This is a genomic window from Zoogloea sp. GW822-FHT05C07 (assembly GCF_058800215.1).
Window position 1 is genome coordinate 1,503,190 of sequence record NZ_CM179510.1, and the last position, 17,217, is coordinate 1,520,406.

The 17,217-nt window shown below is 59.6% G+C and carries 12 protein-coding genes, 2 tRNA genes and 3 rRNA genes; 4 read left to right on the forward strand and 13 right to left on the reverse strand.

From position 1 onward, the window contains the following. The first annotated feature begins 54 nt into the window (after nucleotides 1–54). Together argH and AC3QL2_RS07155 are read left to right on the forward strand one after the other, a co-directional pair. Complete coding sequence (argH, locus tag AC3QL2_RS07150; protein ID WP_493235591.1) at nucleotides 55–1,506, forward strand: argininosuccinate lyase; 1,452 nt, start codon at nucleotides 55–57, stop codon at nucleotides 1,504–1,506. An 8-nt stretch (nucleotides 1,507–1,514) separates the two neighbouring features. Beyond that, nucleotides 1,515–2,801 (forward strand): protein kinase domain-containing protein, encoded by a 1,287-nt coding sequence (locus AC3QL2_RS07155; RefSeq protein ID WP_493235589.1) that lies wholly within the window; start codon nucleotides 1,515–1,517, stop codon nucleotides 2,799–2,801. Between the two features lie 68 nt (nucleotides 2,802–2,869). On the opposite strand, the gene grxD is transcribed toward AC3QL2_RS07155, so the two are convergent. From grxD to gcvA, 5 genes are all read right to left on the reverse strand, one after another. Next, nucleotides 2,870–3,187: a Grx4 family monothiol glutaredoxin gene (grxD, locus tag AC3QL2_RS07160; protein WP_493235588.1), complete on the reverse strand. Its 318-nt coding sequence runs from the start codon at nucleotides 3,185–3,187 to the stop codon at nucleotides 2,870–2,872. Between the two features lie 67 nt (nucleotides 3,188–3,254). Beyond that, complete coding sequence (prmC, locus tag AC3QL2_RS07165; protein ID WP_493235587.1) at nucleotides 3,255–4,079, reverse strand: peptide chain release factor N(5)-glutamine methyltransferase; 825 nt, start codon at nucleotides 4,077–4,079, stop codon at nucleotides 3,255–3,257. After that, nucleotides 4,072–5,157, reverse strand: coding sequence for a peptide chain release factor 1 (prfA, locus tag AC3QL2_RS07170; protein ID WP_493235586.1), 1,086 nt, complete (start codon nucleotides 5,155–5,157; stop codon nucleotides 4,072–4,074). Before prfA ends, prmC begins: the two co-directional genes overlap by 8 nt. 48 nt (nucleotides 5,158–5,205) lie before the next feature. Beyond that, nucleotides 5,206–6,459, reverse strand: coding sequence for a glutamyl-tRNA reductase (hemA, locus tag AC3QL2_RS07175; protein ID WP_493235585.1), 1,254 nt, complete (start codon nucleotides 6,457–6,459; stop codon nucleotides 5,206–5,208). A 76-nt stretch (nucleotides 6,460–6,535) separates the two neighbouring features. Further along, the gene (gene gcvA / locus AC3QL2_RS07180) at nucleotides 6,536–7,480 is read right to left on the reverse strand and encodes a transcriptional regulator GcvA (RefSeq protein ID WP_493235584.1); all 945 of its coding nucleotides are present in this window, start codon (nucleotides 7,478–7,480) and stop codon (nucleotides 6,536–6,538) included. A 173-nt stretch (nucleotides 7,481–7,653) separates the two neighbouring features. Between gcvA and AC3QL2_RS07185 the strand changes: the two genes are divergently transcribed. Further along, nucleotides 7,654–7,800, forward strand: a complete 147-nt coding sequence (locus tag AC3QL2_RS07185; RefSeq protein ID WP_493235582.1) for a hypothetical protein — start codon at nucleotides 7,654–7,656, stop codon at nucleotides 7,798–7,800. 140 nt (nucleotides 7,801–7,940) lie between these two features. Next, nucleotides 7,941–8,147 (forward strand): YMGG-like glycine zipper-containing protein, encoded by a 207-nt coding sequence (locus AC3QL2_RS07190; RefSeq protein ID WP_493235580.1) that lies wholly within the window; start codon nucleotides 7,941–7,943, stop codon nucleotides 8,145–8,147. A 69-nt stretch (nucleotides 8,148–8,216) separates the two neighbouring features. On the opposite strand, the gene AC3QL2_RS07195 is transcribed toward AC3QL2_RS07190, so the two are convergent. The 8 genes from AC3QL2_RS07195 to dnaB form a co-directional block, all read right to left on the reverse strand. Beyond that, the gene (locus AC3QL2_RS07195; protein ID WP_493235579.1) at nucleotides 8,217–8,612 is read right to left on the reverse strand and encodes a PilZ domain-containing protein; all 396 of its coding nucleotides are present in this window, start codon (nucleotides 8,610–8,612) and stop codon (nucleotides 8,217–8,219) included. A 58-nt stretch (nucleotides 8,613–8,670) separates the two neighbouring features. Then, nucleotides 8,671–9,444, reverse strand: a complete 774-nt coding sequence (gene scpB / locus AC3QL2_RS07200; RefSeq protein WP_493235578.1) for a methylmalonyl-CoA decarboxylase — start codon at nucleotides 9,442–9,444, stop codon at nucleotides 8,671–8,673. A gap of 759 nt (nucleotides 9,445–10,203) precedes the next feature. Then, nucleotides 10,204–10,316 (reverse strand): 5S ribosomal RNA (rrf, locus tag AC3QL2_RS07205). Between the two features lie 118 nt (nucleotides 10,317–10,434). Then, nucleotides 10,435–13,317: ribosomal RNA gene (locus AC3QL2_RS07210) — 23S ribosomal RNA — on the reverse strand. A gap of 236 nt (nucleotides 13,318–13,553) precedes the next feature. After that, nucleotides 13,554–13,629, reverse strand: a tRNA-Ala gene (locus AC3QL2_RS07215). A gap of 10 nt (nucleotides 13,630–13,639) precedes the next feature. Then, nucleotides 13,640–13,716 (reverse strand) — tRNA-Ile (locus tag AC3QL2_RS07220). A 137-nt stretch (nucleotides 13,717–13,853) separates the two neighbouring features. Further along, nucleotides 13,854–15,391 (reverse strand): 16S ribosomal RNA (locus AC3QL2_RS07225). The 16S, 23S and 5S rRNA genes sit together here with 2 tRNA genes alongside, the layout of an rRNA operon. Before the next feature lie 373 nt (nucleotides 15,392–15,764). Then, nucleotides 15,765–17,168, reverse strand: a complete 1,404-nt coding sequence (dnaB, locus tag AC3QL2_RS07230; RefSeq protein WP_493235264.1) for a replicative DNA helicase — start codon at nucleotides 17,166–17,168, stop codon at nucleotides 15,765–15,767. Nucleotides 17,169–17,217 lie beyond the last annotated feature (49 nt).

Below are 17,217 nucleotides of genomic sequence, written 5' to 3' on the forward strand. Positions count from 1 at the left end.
CACGGGATTCTCCACGGGCATAGGCCAACTTAATCGCAGAGAGCATTCGCAATTATGGCAGATCAATCCTCGCCGCAGGACAGCCCCAAGGCCTGGTCCGGCCGCTTCTCCGAACCCGTTTCCGACCTGGTGAAGCGCTACACCGCCAGCGTGTTCTTCGACAACCGCATGGCCGCCCAGGATATCCGCGGCTCCCTCGCCCACGCCACGATGCTGGCCAAGCAGGGCATCATCGGCGCCACCGATCTGGCCGACATCGAGCGCGGCATGGCGCAGATCGTCGGCGAGATCGAGCGCGGCGAGTTCACCTGGAACCTGGACGACGAAGACGTCCACCTCAACATCGAGAAGCGCCTCACCGCACTCGTCGGCGATGCCGGCAAGCGTTTGCACACCGGCCGCAGCCGCAACGACCAGGTCGCCACCGACATCCGCCTGTGGCTGCGCGATGCCATCGACAACATCCTCGGCCTGATCCGCGAGTTCCAACTGGCCGTCCTCGACCTGGCCGAGCACCACGCCGACACCCCGCTGCCGGGCTTCACCCACCTGCAGGTCGCCCAGCCGGTCACTTTCGGCCATCACCTGATGGCGTACTACGAGATGACGCGCCGCGACGCCGAGCGCTTCGCCGACTGTCGCAAGCGGGTCAACCGCCTGCCGCTGGGCTCCGCCGCTCTGGCCGGCACCACCTACCCGATCGACCGGGAATACGTGGCCGGGCTGCTGGGTTTCGAGGAAGTCTGTTTCAACTCCCTCGACGCGGTGTCGGACCGGGACTTCGCCATCGAGTTCAGCGCCGCCGTGTCGCTGCTGATGACCCATCTGTCGCGCCTGTCGGAAGAACTCATCCTGTGGATGAGCCCGCGCGTCGGCTTCATCGACCTGGCCGACCGCTTCTGCACCGGCAGCTCGATCATGCCGCAAAAGAAGAACCCCGACGTGCCCGAACTGGTGCGCGGCAAGACCGGCCGTGCCAACGGCAACCTGATCGCGCTGCTGACCCTGATGAAAGGCCAGCCGCTGGCCTACAACAAGGACAACCAGGAAGACAAGGAGCCGCTGTTCGACTCCGCCGACACCGCCATCGACACCCTGCGCATCTATGCTGACATGATGGGCAGCCGCGTCGAGAACGGCGAAAAAGTCTTCAACGTGCGCGTCAAGCCGGCCGCCATGCAGTCCGCGCTGACCCAGGGTTACGCCACCGCCACCGACCTGGCCGACTACCTGGTCAAGAAGGGCCTGCCCTTCCGCGACGCCCACGAAGCCGTTGCGCTGGCCGTGCGTGCCGCCGATGCAAAGGGCTGCGACCTGCCGCAGATCCCGCTCGAAGAGTTGCGCGCGGCAATGGCTCATGTAGCCGGCGCAGTCGAACGTCTGGGTGAGGATGTGTTCCAAGTCTTGACGGTGGAAGGCTCGCTGGCGGCCCGCGATCACGTGGGCGGTACGGCCCCCAATCAGGTGCGCGCAGCCATCGCTCGCGCCCGTGCGCGTCTGGCCTGAGGAGAGACATGATGGAAAGGATCGGCAAGTACGAGATCCGGCGTTTGCTCGGCGAGAGCGCAACGAGCGCCGTCTATCTCGGCTTCGATCCTTTCAGCCAGCGCGAGGTGGCCATCAAGCGCCTCCATCCGGAGATCCTGCGCAGTACCGACCGCACCGCGCTGTACCACCACCTGCTGCTCAACGAGGCCTCCCTCGCCGGCAAGCTGCAGCATCCGCACATCGCCCAGATCCACGATGCGGTCATCGAGGATCGGGACGCCTACGTGGTGATGGAGTACGTGCCCGGCGGCACGCTGGAGCCCTTCACGAAGCCGGACAATCTGCTGTCCTTCGAGCGCCTCGTGGAGATCATCTTCAAGTGCACGCGGGCCCTCGATTACGCCTACCTGCAGGGCGTCACGCACCGGGACATCAAGCCGGCCAACATCCTGCTCACCTCACCGAATGGTCAGGACATCAAGGTGTCCGACTTCGGCGCGGCTATATTCACGGCCAGTGAGACGACGCAGGTGTCGGGCCTTGGTTCGCCGGCCTACATGTCGCCGCAGCAGGTCCGCGAAATGCCGCTGGATCACCGCACCGACATCTATTCCCTCGGTGTGGTGATGTACCAGCTGCTGACCGGGCAGCTGCCCTTCCAGGCCAGCACCAACGTCAACCTGATCTACCAGATCGCCAACCAGGTCGCCCCACCGCCATCGAGCATCCGTCCTGAAATTCCGCCCGAACTGGATGCCATCGTCGTGCGCGCGATGCAGAAGGACCTATCCGCCCGTTACGCGACCTGGATGGAGTTTTCCCACGACCTGGCCCAGGCCTACCGCAACCGCAACCTCGCAGCGGACGACCGCAGCGAGCCGCCGGAGAGTGCCAAGTTCGAGCGTCTGCGCGCCTTCCGCTTTTTCCGGGAATTCAGCGACATCGAAATCTGGGAGATCGTCCGCTTCGCGGAATGGAGACTGGTTCCGGCCGGCTCCATCGTCATGAAGGAAGGCGAGCCGGGCAATCATTTCTGCATCGTCGTGGATGGCGAGCTGCGCATCATCAAGAAGGGCCACCTGCTCAACGTGCTCAGCACCGGCGACTGCTTCGGTGAGATGGCACTCTTCACGGCCGGACGCGGCGCACGCACCGCTTCGGTGGAAGCCACCGCCGAGACGCGCATCCTGATCATCCGGGCGCCGGCCCTGCTGCGCGCCTCCGCGCTGTGCCAGATGCACTTCTACAAGGGCTTCCTCGAAGTCCTCGCCACCCGCCTGTCCCTGGCCAACAGCCGCATCTCCAGCGTCTGAAGCAAGCTGGCCACCAATGCAAACGGGGCAGCCAATGGCTGCCCCGTCTGTTTTCAAGCCCGCTTAGTTCAGGCCAGCGCTTCGTCGATCAGCTTCTTCAGCTCACCGGAGTCGAACATTTCCTTCATGATGTCCGAACCGCCGACGAATTCGCCCTTGATGTAGAGCTGCGGAATGGTCGGCCAGTTGGCGTATTCCTTGATGCCCTGGCGGATGGCGTCGTCGGACAGCACGTCGACAGAGAACAGGTCCTGCACACCGGAAACCTTGAGGATCTGCGCGGCGGCGGCGGAGAAGCCACAGCGCGGCATGGCCGGCGTACCCTTCATGTACAGCACGACCGGGTGCGTAGTGACTTGTTCGTGAATGATCTTTTGAACGTCCATCGTGGTCTCGCAAATAGAATAGTTGAGCAATTCAGTCGGGAAAGTCTAGGCCTGACGGAGGAAGGCGTCAAGGGCGGCGGCCATGGCTCGTTCTTTCGATACCAGCCAGATCCACTGCCGACGCCACCTCCTGGAAGCCAGAGGAAACAAGCAAGTCACGGACCATTGCTGCCTGATCGTAGCCATGCTCCATGAACAGGTAACCGCGGGGCGCCAGAAAGGCCGGCGCCGCCAGCGCAATCCGGCGCAGATCGTCGAGCCCTGCGGGCCCTGACGCCAGCGCCGTGCGGGGCTCGAAACGCACGTCGCCATCATCCAGGTGCGGATCCGCATCGGCAATATACGGTGGATTGCTGACAATGAAATCGAAAGCTGTCGCGTCCACCGCGGAAAACCAGTCGCTCGCGATGAAGCGCACCGTAGCACCGAGGCGGGCCGCATTGCCACGCGCGACCTCGAGTGCGGCCGGTGACAGGTCCACCGCCATCACCTGCGCCTCCGGAATCTCCAGCGCCAACGTCACGGCCAGCGCGCCGCTACCCGTTCCCAGATCAAGGATGCGCGGCGCGCTCCCCGGACCAATCCGCTCGCGGACCAGATCGACGATCAGTTCGGTTTCGGGGCGTGGAATCAGCACCGCCGAGCCCACCTGGAAAGGCCGCCCGTAGAATTCCCGCTCTCCGAGAATGTAGGCCATCGGCTCGCCAGCCGCTCGACGTTCGAGCCAGGCCGCATAGTGCGCGGACTGCTCGAGCGACAGGCCGCGTTCCGGGTAGGCCGCCACCTGAGCAGCCCCGATGCCGAGCAGCCTGCACAGGAACATGCGCGCCTCGCTGGCCGGGATGCGCCCCCGCGCCGCCGCCAGCGCGGCCCCGAGGGTCCGCTCAGGCATTCTCGTCGGCCAGTGCCGCCAGGAGTTCGGCCTGATGCTCTGCAGTCAGCGCCGCGATGACTTCATCCAGCTCGCCCTGCATCACCGCGTCGAGCTTGTAGAGGGTCAGGTTGATGCGATGATCGGTGAGCCGGCCTTGCGGGTAGTTGTAGGTGCGGATGCGTTCCGAACGATCGCCGCTGCCGACCAGGCTCTTGCGGGTCGCAGCCTCGCGGGCCTGCTGCTCGCGTACCTGGATGTCCTTGATTCGCGCCGCCAGCACACGCAGCGCGGAAGCCTTGTTCTGGTGCTGGGAGCGCCCGTCCTGGCATTCTGCCACGATGCCGGTAGGAATGTGGGTGATACGCACCGCCGAGTCGGTCTTGTTGATGTGCTGGCCGCCCGCACCGGAGGCCCGGAAGGTATCGATGCGCAGATCGGCCGGGTTGAGTTCCACGTCGCCGACTTCATCGGCTTCGGGCATCACGGCCACGGTGCAAGCAGACGTATGGATGCGCCCCTGGGTCTCGGTGGCCGGCACCCGCTGCACGCGGTGGCCACCGGATTCGAACTTCAGGCGGGAATAGGCGCCATTGCCGGCCACCCGGACGATGACCTCCTTGTAGCCGCCCAGTTCGGAATCGCTGGCCGAAATGATCTCGACACGCCAGCCCTGACGCTCCGCGTAACGGGTGTACATGCGCAGCAGGTCACCGGCGAACAGCGCCGCCTCGTCGCCACCGGTACCCGCGCGGATTTCCAGGAACAGGTTGCGCTCATCGTTGGGATCGCGGGGCAGCAAGGCCGTCTGCAGTTCGCCGTCGATGCGCGCCTGGGTCGCCTGGGCGGTCTCCAGCTCGGCAACGGCCAGTTCCTTCATCTCCGGGTCGGCCAGCATGTCCCGGGCGGTGGCTTCGTCTTCGAGCGCCTGACAGAAATCCCGGTAGAGCGCGACGACCGGCGAGATTTCGGCATGCTCGCGCGTGAGCTTGCGGTAGTTGTCCATGTCGCTGGCCGCCTCGCTGCTGGCGAGCAGGCGATCGAGCTCCTGCAGACGGTCGGCAAGATTGTCCAGCTTGTCGCGGATACGCTGTTTCATTGGCATGGGGCCTGCGGCTGCAGGCGAGGACGACTGCCCCGGCAGGGGCTAGTGGTCTCGGTGGAGATTGAAGATACGCTGGACCAGCTCGGCGCTGTCGCCCCGCTGGTCGCCCTCCGCGTCGTTCAGGAAGCGCGTCGGGGCATGCATGAACTTGTTGGTTAGCCCGTGGCTGAGGGCCTCGAGCACCTTCTGCGGATCGTCGCCGCGGGACAGCAGGCGCACGGCCCGCTCAAGTTCGGCCCGGCGCAACTCATCCGCATGGGAGCGCAGCGCCCGGATCGTCGGCACCGTATCGCGGCTGTCGAGCCAATGCAGGAAGCCATCTACGCGTTCATCGATGATGGTTTCTGCCTCGACCACCGCCGCCTGGCGGGATTCGAGACCGGAATCCACCACCTGCGCGAGATCATCCACAGTGTAGAGGAACACGTCGTCGAGCCCGGCGACTTCACCCTCGATATCCCGCGGCACGGCCAGGTCCACCATGACCATCGGGCGATGGCGACGCACCTTGAGGGCCCGTTCAACCATGCCGAGCCCGATGATGGGCAAGGGGCTGCCGGTGCAGGACACCACGATGTCGTAGCCGGCCAGCGCCTCACCCACCTGGTCGAGACGCAGCACATCGCCGCCGAAACGGGCCGCCAGGTTTTCCGCCCGAGACTGGGTCCGGTTGGCGATCGTCAGGCGGCGGGGCTTGGCTCCGCCAAAGTGCGCCGCGCACAGCTCGATCATCTCGCCGGCACCGATGAACAACACCTTCTGGTCGCTGACCCGCTCGAAGATCCGCTCCGACAGATGCACGGCCGCGGCCGCCATCGACACGATGTTGGCACCGATCGCCGTCGTCGAGCGCACTTCCTTGGCCACCGAGAAGGTGCGCTGGAAGAGCTTGTGCATCGTCGCGCCCAGCGTCCCGGCCTCTTCGGCCTGGCGCACCGCATCCTTCATCTGCCCAAGGATCTGCGGCTCGCCGATAACCATCGAGTCGAGCCCGCTCGCCACACGGAACACGTGGCGGATCGCGTCCCGCTGCGGAAATGTATAAAGGTAGGGAGAGATGTCCTTCAGCGCGACCCGGTGGTACTCGGCAAACCAGTCCGCCGCATGCTGGGGCTGCTGGGTCGCAAAATACAACTCGGTGCGGTTGCAGGTGGACAGGATGGCCGCCTCTTTCACCGGCTTGGCCTCCACCAGATCAGCCAGTGCCTGAACCAGACGCTCAGGACGAAACGCGACCTGTTCGCGGATCGACAGGGGCGCGGTGTGGTGATTCAACCCAAGGGCAAAAAGCTGCACGGGAAAAGCCAGGCAGTGGCGAAATTCGGCAAAGCCGGATTATATCACCCGAAAATTTGGCGATAAGGTCGCATCATTACCGCCCGTCCGGCTTGACCGCTTCCGTCAGCATCCACTCGCGAAAAGCCCGCACTTCCGGACGCTCGCTGACGGAATCGGAGATCACCAGATGATAGGCATAGCGGGAAGGCATGGACACATCGAAAGGCAGAATCAGGCGGCCGGCTGCCACATCGGCCTCAATGAGCGGCCGCAGGATCAGGGCCACGCCCTGCCCGCCCAGAACCGCTTCGAGCACGAGCGCAGTGCTCGAGAAGCGTGGTCCCCGACTGACATCGGCCCCCGGTAGACCGGCCAGACGAAACCAGTCCGCCCAGTTCGGACGCCCACCTTCGTCCGGCAAGGACTCATCATGGATCAACACTTGGCGACACACCTCCGCCGGCGCCAGCAGAGGCCCTGAGCGAGCAATCAATTCCGGGCTGCACACCAGCATGTAGTCCGGCGCGAGAATCAGGTCGCATTGGGAGCCTGCGTAACGCCCGGCACCAAAACGCACCATCACGTCGGTCACATCGCCGTGCAGGTCTGCCAGCACCTCGACCGGCTCCCCCACCCCGTCGATGCTGGCATCGCTGCTGGTCAGGCGCAATTCGATGTCAGGGTGCAACGCCGCAAACAGTGGCAGCCGCGGCACGAGCCAGCGCAGCGCAAAAAAAGGAGGGACATGGACCGTCAGCGCACGCGGCCCGCCGTGGCGCGTCGTTTCCACGGCCGCGACGAGATTGGCGAGTCCTTCGCTGACCTTGGGCAGCATCGCAACGCCCGCATCCGTAAGCTCCAGCGCACGCGGCAAGCGCCGGAACAATGGGGTATCGAGATAGGTCTCGAGCGTCTTGATCTGCTGGCTGATCGCCGCGGGCGTCACGAAGAGTTCGGCAGCCGCTCGCTTGAAGCTCAGATGACGGGCGGCCGACTCAAATGCGCGCAGCGCAGAAAGAGGGGGCAATCGATAGCTCATCACGCCAACGAATAAGAAAAGCTTAATCGTAGCATTACAAATACTCGTTTGCTGCACCGCAACACGCGAAATATATTGACGGTACGGCGCGACGAAATAGCCTGCCGCCCGCCTTCCTCTCCTCCCTCGCCAGGTGGCAGGCCGCGCCAACCCTCACTTGAAAGGACACTGCCATGAGCTTCACCGAACTGCGCGATCTTCTTGCCAAGCAGTTGGAACAGCGGGTCGAAGCCGAACGCCATCAAAGCGCCAACGGACACCAGGTTGCAACCGAAGACGACGCCTATTTCAAGGAAGTATTCGCTGGCCTCGTGCTCTGAGCGCGCCCAAGCCGGCAATCACCCAGCACGCCGGCTTACAAATCCATACGACTGGTTACACCCCCTCGTCAGCGCATCTTCTACAGTGGAAAAACAAGCCGTCGGCCTCGACCGACAGTGAAGAGCAACTGGAGAACAGCATGAAAACGATGACGAGAACCTTGGTGCTTGTGCTGGCCATGAGCACTTTCACGGGCTGCTCGAACATGAGTTCCCGGGACAAGAACACGGCAATCGGCGCGGCAATCGGTGGCGTTGCCGGATCGGTGCTGACCGGCGGCAGCACGAGCGGTACGGTCGGTGGCGCAGCGGTAGGCGGCGTGATCGGCCATCAGATCAAGCGCTGACTTCACATCCGAAGCAGCACCTGATCGTAGCGAACGCGGCGGCACCAAACCTCAGCCGCCGCGAATGTTTCAGTCACCACTTGTCAGCGCGGCCATCTCACGGTCCAGTACACCCGCATCCCCGAGATTGAGCTCCACCAGACGACGCAGATGGGTGATGCTGTCCAGATCGATCTCCCTGCAGCGCATGCCGATATGAAGCTGGCCGCCAGTTTGCTCGACATGAGCAATCTCGCCATCCATCGACACCGTGGCATCGCCTATCCCGGACAGAACCAGCCGCAATTGGCAGGCTTCGCCACGTTTGGCGGAACTGACCTGCCCCTCCACAGCGGGACAGGTCAGCAATGCACCTTTCAATGACAGGTCGCGCACTTCGCACGCCAGCCCATGCCCGGCCAACTGCAGCATTGCCCCCTCCTGGAAGTGCACCCGGCTGAATTTCCTGCGTTGTTCGCTCTGCATTTGTAGATCCTCGAGCATTGATACATCGCGGCGCTCACCGCACACTTGGACGAGTCGCTCACTCTCCGTTGAATTCCGGCCTCCGCTTCTCTTTGAAAGCCAGTCGTCCTTCCGCATAGTCACGGCTGTTGTAAACCACCCTACGCAAGCCCTGGATCCGCTCGAAATCCTCCGGGGCCATGGCATGCGCGCCAGCCAAAATCCGTAATTGCTCCTTCATTACGGAAATGGAGAGGGGCGCATTCTCAGCAATACGATTCGCCATAGCGTAAACCACATCGTCCAACTCCACCTTCGGTACGACATGATTGATCACCCCGAGACTGCACAAACGTGACGCTGGCAGCGGAGCGGCGGTAAACAGCATTTCCTTGGCTAGGCGCAGGTTTGCTGCATTCAGAAAAGTCAGCAAGCCCCCCACATTGTAAGGCACGCTCAGTTTGGCTGGCGTTGCCGCAAAGGTCACATCATCCGCAGCGACGATCAGATCACAGGCAAACACGGTTTCACACGCACCACCCCACACGCTTCCCTCGATCATCGCGATGATCGGCGCAGGAAAACTCTCGATCTCCCGAATCAACTTGCGCAACGGATCGCGCCACGCCAGCGGATCGTGTCCGGCCTCTGGCAACTCATTGATGTCGTGGCCGGCAGACCAGACTTTGCAGCCCGGCCTGGCTCGCAGCACCACGCAGCGCACACCTACCCCACGAAAGGATTCCAGCGCCGCCGAGAACTCCTCGACCATTTCCTCACAAAGCGCATTACGCCGGTCTTCCCTGTCCAGGGTCACGGTCGCAATCCTGTCGGCTATCTCTATCTGCAGCATTGGCGCTCCTGTCATGCATCGATCAAACGGCAGCCGTTGTCCCCACAGCTAGCGGCGGCACGGCTCCTTCATGAACTGAAGTCGAGCCCCCCACAACATGGATCTCGCAATTGCGCGCCACCTTGGCTAGGTTGAGAAATATCCATCCCTTCAAGCCAGGCAAGGGGAAACGTCATGTTGCCCGAAACAGAGCCCCGTGCTCCCGCCTTGTCGCCATACGTCCCGATCGCGAAAGACTGACCAGGCAGAACCTGCCTTACTTTGTCGGGATATCCGGGAACAGCGCCGCCAGCCGGGCATTATCCATGCACATGGTCGTCATTCCACCCGATTGCATTTCCCTATGACCCGGCAACCGAGGACAACAGATCATGACTCCCATACACAATCCGCCCCAAGTATCCAAAGAATCAGACAAAACGCCCGTATGTCTTTTCCTGCAGGGCTTCCATCACCAACGCGCTCTTGCGCTTGGCCGTCCAACGCTGGGTTGAGTCTTTCATCGCCGTATTCGGGTATCGTTCCTTTCAGGGATGACCCCTGAGCGGTGTTTCACTGCTTCCATTCACAACTTCAACCATTGCTATTGAACGCAATTGAGCCTTGCCGCTCCATCATGCCCGAACTTGACATTCGGGTCGTTACGCGGCTGTATGGTGATACGGTAAGGGTTGCGCGGGTTCGGGCGGGTGTTCTTGGTTCCGAATTTCCAATACAAAAAGCCCCCGCAGAGAACTCTGCGGGGGCTTCGATGGGTTAGTCTGACGATGACCTACTTTCACGCACGGCTGTGCACTATCATCGGCGTGGTCTCGTTTCACGGTCCTGTTCGGGATGGGAAGGGGTGGTTCCAAGACGCTATGGTCGTCAGACTATAACTTGTACCGCTCAGGCGCGCTTTCGCGCTGAGCGTCAAAGGGAAGAAGTGTTCTGTGGGGTGTGTGACTGCGCTGTGCGCGGTGTTCATCTTGCACTTTTTTGCAAGGTTATAGGATCAAGCCTCACGGGCAATTAGTACTGGTTAGCTTAACGCATTACTGCGCTTCCACACCCAGCCTATCAACGTCGTGGTCTTCAACGACCCTTCAGGGGAATCAAGTTCCCAGGGATATCTCATCTTGAGGCGAGTTTCCCGCTTAGATGCTTTCAGCGGTTATCTCTTCCGGATTTAGCTACCCGGCGATGCGACTGGCGTCACAACCGGTACACCAGAGATCCGTCCACTCCGGTCCTCTCGTACTAGGAGCAGGCCCCCTCAAATATCCAGCGCCCACGGCAGATAGGGACCAAACTGTCTCACGACGTTTTAAACCCAGCTCACGTACCACTTTAAATGGCGAACAGCCATACCCTTGGGACCGGCTACAGCCCCAGGATGTGATGAGCCGACATCGAGGTGCCAAACTCCGCCGTCGATGTGAACTCTTGGGCGGAATCAGCCTGTTATCCCCAGAGTACCTTTTATCCGTTGAGCGATGGCCCTTCCATACAGAACCACCGGATCACTATGACCTGCTTTCGCACCTGCTCGACTTGTCGGTCTCGCAGTCAAGCCTTCTTTTGCCATTGCACTATCAGTACGATGTCCGACCGTACCTAGAAGACCTTCGTACTCCTCCGTTACCTTTTGGGAGGAGACCGCCCCAGTCAAACTGCCTACCATGCACGGTCCCCGATCTGGATTCACAGACCTAGGTTAGAACCTCAACGACACCAGGGTGGTATTTCAAGGACGGCTCCACCAGAACTAGCGTCCTGGTCTCAGCGCCTCCCACCTATCCTACACAAGTCCCGTCAAAGTCCAATGCAAAGCTACAGTAAAGGTTCATGGGGTCTTTCCGTCTAGCCGCGGGGAGATTGCATCTTCACAAACACTTCAACTTCGCTGAGTCTCAGGAGGAGACAGTGTGGCCATCGTTACGCCATTCGTGCAGGTCGGAACTTACCCGACAAGGAATTTCGCTACCTTAGGACCGTTATAGTTACGGCCGCCGTTTACCGGGGCTTCGATCAAGAGCTTGCACCCCATCACTTAACCTTCCGGCACCGGGCAGGCGTCACACCCTATACGTCCACTTTCGTGTTTGCAGAGTGCTGTGTTTTTAATAAACAGTCGCAGCCACCGATTCTCTGCGGCCTCTTCGCCCTTCGGATGTACTCCTACAAGCTACCGAGGCATACCTTCTCCCGAAGTTACGGTATCAATTTGCCGAGTTCCTTCTCCTGAGTTCTCTCAAGCGCCTTAGTATCTTCTACCTGCCCACCTGTGTCGGTTTGCGGTACGGTCACTCTATGACTGAAGCTTAGAGGCTTTTCCTGGAAGCAGGGTATCAATCACTTCGGTCTCAAAGAGACCTCGTCGTCACGCCTCAGCTAAGCTCTCCGGATTTGCCTAAAGAGCACGCCTACACGCTTAAACCGGGACGTCCAACACCCGGCTGACCTAACCTTCTCCGTCCCCCCATCGCATCATAGAGCGGTACAGGAATATTGACCTGTTTCCCATCGACTACGCATTTCTGCCTCGCCTTAGGGGCCGACTCACCCTGCGTCGATGAACGTTGCGCAGGAAACCTTGGGCTTTCGGCGAGGGTGCTTTTCACACCCTTTATCGCTACTCATGTCAGCATTCGCACTTCTGATATCTCCAGCATCCTTTACAAGACACCTTCACAGACTTACAGAACGCTCCCCTACCATCTCTTACGAGATCCGCAGCTTCGGTTCATGGCTTGAGCCCCGTTACATCTTCCGCGCAGGACGACTCGACTAGTGAGCTATTACGCTTTCTTTAAAGGGTGGCTGCTTCTAAGCCAACCTCCTAGCTGTCTATGCCTTCCCACCTCGTTTTCCACTTAGCCATGTATTTGGGACCTTAGCTGGCGGTCTGGGTTGTTTCCCTCTTGACGATGGACGTTAGCACCCACCGTCTGTCTCCCGTGTATCACTTTCCGGTATTCGGAGTTTGCTATCGCGGGGTAGATCGCAATGACCCCCCCAACGATTACAGTGCTCTACCCCCGGAAGTGTCCGCACGAGGCACTACCTAAATAGTTTTCGGGGAGAACCAGCTATTTCCAAGTTTGTTTAGCCTTTCACCCCTATCCACAGCTCATCCCCTAATTTTTCAACATTAGTGGGTTCGGACCTCCAGTGCGTGTTACCGCACCTTCATCCTGGCCATGGATAGATCACTTGGTTTCGGGTCTACGCCCAGCAACTGAATCGCCCTTATCAGACTCGCTTTCGCTACGCCTCCCCTATCCGGTTAAGCTTGCTACTGAACGTAAGTCGCTGACCCATTATACAAAAGGTACGCAGTCACCCCTTGCGAGGCTCCCACTGTTTGTATGCATGCGGTTTCAGGATCTATTTCACTCCCCTCCCGGGGTTCTTTTCGCCTTTCCCTCACGGTACTGGTTCACTATCGGTCGATCACGAGTATTTAGCCTTGGAGGATGGTCCCCCCATCTTCAGACAGGATTTCACGTGTCCCGCCCTACTTGTCGCACGCTCAGACCCGCCGGCTACTTTTCACATACGGGGCTATCACCCACTATGGCCAAGCTTTCCAGCTTGTTCTGTTAAGTAACCGGTTTAGTCGTGCAGGCTCATCCCCGTTCGCTCGCCACTACTTGGGGAATCTCGGTTGATTTCTTTTCCTCGGGGTACTTAGATGTTTCAGTTCTCCCGGTTCGCTTCCACTGACCTATGAATTCAGTCAGGGATACCTCAAAAGAGGTGGGTTTCCCCATTCGGATATCGGGGGATCAAAGCTCCATTGCCAGCTCCCCCCCGCTTTTCGCAGGCTTGCACGTCCTTCATCGCCTGTGATCGCCAAGGCATCCACCACATGCACTTTGTCGCTTGATCCTATAACGTTGCACTCTGATTGCTCAGAGACAAAGCTATCGACGAACTCGCGCTTGTGCGCATCACCACTGTGCTGGTTCAAAGCCAGCAGTGATGCAAATGCAATCACACAACCCATGTAGCCTCTGTCTCATCAACAGACGCTACACACTTCTTCCACTTTGTTAAAGATCGAACAGTCTTACTGGCAAAAACCAGAACAAAGCACACGCACCGTGCTGCTTTGTTCTGATCTCTGGTGGAGGCAGTCGGGATCGAACCGACGACCCCCGGCTTGCAAAGCCGGTGCTCTCCCAGCTGAGCTATGCCCCCTTTGATCGCTTGGTGGGTCAGGTAGGAATCGAACCTACGACCCCCGCCTTATCAAGACGGTGCTCTAACCGACTGAGCTACTGACCCCCATTACTGTTTCGAGGATCAGCCCAGACAGCCCGACATCAGCCCGCGATGTCTCACTGCCTGACGCCCAGCCTCTCACTGTTCTTTAAAAAACAACCGATAGGTTGTGGATACTCGATTCAGAGGTTTTTCTCTAGAAAGGAGGTGATCCAGCCGCACCTTCCGATACGGCTACCTTGTTACGACTTCACCCCAGTCATGAAGCTCACCGTGGTAAGCGCCCTCCTTGCGGTTAAGCTACCTACTTCTGGTAAACCCCACTCCCATGGTGTGACGGGCGGTGTGTACAAGACCCGGGAACGTATTCACCGCAGCATGCTGATCTGCGATTACTAGCGATTCCGACTTCATGGAGTCGAGTTGCAGACTCCAATCCGGACTACGATCGGCTTTCTGGGATTGGCTCCACCTCGCGGCTTGGCAACCCTCTGTACCGACCATTGTATGACGTGTGAAGCCCTACCCATAAGGGCCATGAGGACTTGACGTCATCCCCACCTTCCTCCGGTTTGTCACCGGCAGTCTCATTAGAGTGCCCAACTTAATGCTGGCAACTAATGACAAGGGTTGCGCTCGTTGCGGGACTTAACCCAACATCTCACGACACGAGCTGACGACAGCCATGCAGCACCTGTGTCCAGGCTCTCTTTCGAGCACCAAGCCATCTCTGGCAAGTTCCTGGCATGTCAAGGGTAGGTAAGGTTTTTCGCGTTGCATCGAATTAATCCACATCATCCACCGCTTGTGCGGGTCCCCGTCAATTCCTTTGAGTTTTAACCTTGCGGCCGTACTCCCCAGGCGGTCAACTTCACGCGTTAGCTGCGTTACTCAATGAGTCTCCTCACCGAACAACTAGTTGACATCGTTTAGGGCGTGGACTACCAGGGTATCTAATCCTGTTTGCTCCCCACGCTTTCGTGCATGAGCGTCAGTACTGGCCCAGGAGGCTGCCTTCGCCATCGGTGTTCCTCCGCATCTCTACGCATTTCACTGCTACACGCGGAATTCCACCTCCCTCTGCCGTACTCGAGTGATGCAGTCACAAACGCAGTTCCCAGGTTGAGCCCGGGGATTTCACATCTGTCTTACATCACCGCCTGCGCACGCTTTACGCCCAGTAATTCCGATTAACGCTCGCACCCTACGTATTACCGCGGCTGCTGGCACGTAGTTAGCCGGTGCTTCTTCTGTCGGTACCGTCATCCCCCCGAGGTATTAACCCGAAGGATTTCTTTCCGACTGAAAGAGCTTTACAACCCGAAGGCCTTCTTCACTCACGCGGCATGGCTGGATCAGGCTTTCGCCCATTGTCCAAAATTCCCCACTGCTGCCTCCCGTAGGAGTCTGGGCCGTGTCTCAGTCCCAGTGTGGCGGATCATCCTCTCAGACCCGCTACGGATCGTCGCCTTGGTAGGCCTTTACCCCACCAACTAGCTAATCCGACATCGGCCGCTCGTATAACGCGAGGTCTTACGATCCCCCGCTTTCCCCCTCAGGGCGTATGCGGTATTAGCGTAACTTTCGCTACGTTATCCCCCATTACACGGCACGTTCCGATGCATTACTCACCCGTTCGCCACTCGCCACCAGGCCGAAGCCCGTGCTGCCGTTCGACTTGCATGTGTAAAGCATGCCGCCAGCGTTCAATCTGAGCCAGGATCAAACTCTTAAGTTCAATCCAAAAACTCCAGAAACCTGACGATTTCTGCAGATACTTCAATTTCTTTGTGGCTTCTGATATAAATCAGTCACCCCTCAAAACCGAGCACCCACACCTATCGGTTGTTCATCTTTTTAAAGAACTGCTGCAGAAGCAGCGAAGAGGTGCGCATTATACAGAGCCTTTTAACCCTGTCAAGCAGTTTGTTTCAGCACTTCGAAACAAACTGCTTAACGCGCCAGCACCGAAACACACAAACCGCTTCAGCACCGCCTCCTCACCCCGTAGCGCCTACTTCGTAACGCGCTGCAGCGAAAGAGCTGCGCATTATAAAGAGTTATCGGAATGCGTCAACACTATTTGGGAAAATAATTAGATATCCAAGCAATCAGTATTCCGGAGCGCCTGCGCCGGTATAAGTACCGGCAAAGTTCTCGAAGCGCGTGAACTCACCAATAAAGGTCATCCGGACGGTCCCCGTTGAACCATTACGGTGCTTCGAGATAATCAGTTCCGCCATCCCCTTGTCCGGCGAGTCAGGGTTATAGATCTCGTCCCGGTAAATGAACATGATGATGTCTGCATCCTGTTCGATTGCACCGGACTCCCGCAGATCGGACGCCACCGGGCGCTTGTTCGGCCGTTGCTCAAGACTACGGTTCAACTGCGACAGCGCAATGATCGGCACATGCAACTCTTTGGCCAGGGATTTGACCGAACGGGAGATCTCGGACAGTTCAGCCGAGCGGTTATCGCTTTCCTTTAGCGAAGTCATCAGCTGCAGGTAGTCGATGACGATCAGGCCCAGCCGACCGCACTGGCGGTGCAGGCGACGACAGCGAGCGCGCAAGTCGGTCGGATTGAGGCCCGGCGTTTCATCGATGAAGATCGGTGCCTCATGGAGCTTACCCAGCGCGTAGGTCAGGCGCTGCCACTCCTCGTCATTCAGCTTGCCGGTCCGGATCTTGTGCTGGTCGATGCGGCCAACGGACGAGAGGAAACGAGTCGCCAGCTGGGTGCCCGGCATTTCCATCGAGAAGATGGCCACCGGCAAGCCCGCCTCCACCGCGACCGTCTCGGCGATGTTCAGCGCCAGCGAGGTCTTGCCCATACCAGGACGCGCAGCCAGCACGATCATGTCTGACGGCTGCAGGCCCGAGGTCTTCTCATCCAGGTCGGTCAGGCCCGTCGGCACACCGGTAATGCCTGCCGGCGAATCCCGGTCGTACAGCTCCTGGATACGATCGACCACCTGCCCCAGGATCGGCTGAATCGCCTGAAAGCCGCTGACCGTCCGCGCACCTGCCTCTGCAATCTCGAATACCTTGGCCTCCGCCTCGTCAAGCAGGGTCTTGGCATCCTTGCCTGACGGCGTCAGCGCGCTGGCAGCGATATCGTCCCCCACGGAAACCAGCTTGCGCAGGATGGCCCGCTCCCGAATGATCTCGCCGTAGCGCCGCACGTTCGCCGCCGACGGCGTACTGTTAGCGATCTCGCCAAGATAGGCAAGGCCGCCGACATGCTCAGCCTCACCATTCTTCTCCAGACTCTCGAACACCGTCACCACGTCGGCCGGCTTGCCCATTTCCACCAGCTTGGCGATATGGCGGAAGATCCGCCGGTGATCGTCCCGGTAGAAGTCGGCTTCATTGACGATGTCGCCAACGCGCTCCCACACAGAGTTGTCGATCAGCAGGCCGCCCAGCAGCGACTGCTCCGCCTCAACAGAATGCGGCGGCAGCCGCAGGGAGGACATGACGGGATCTTCAGAATGACTATCGGATTTGCGCATGGGTCTTCAGCAACACAGGAAACCAGTCAGGCTGGCCAGAAAACAAAAA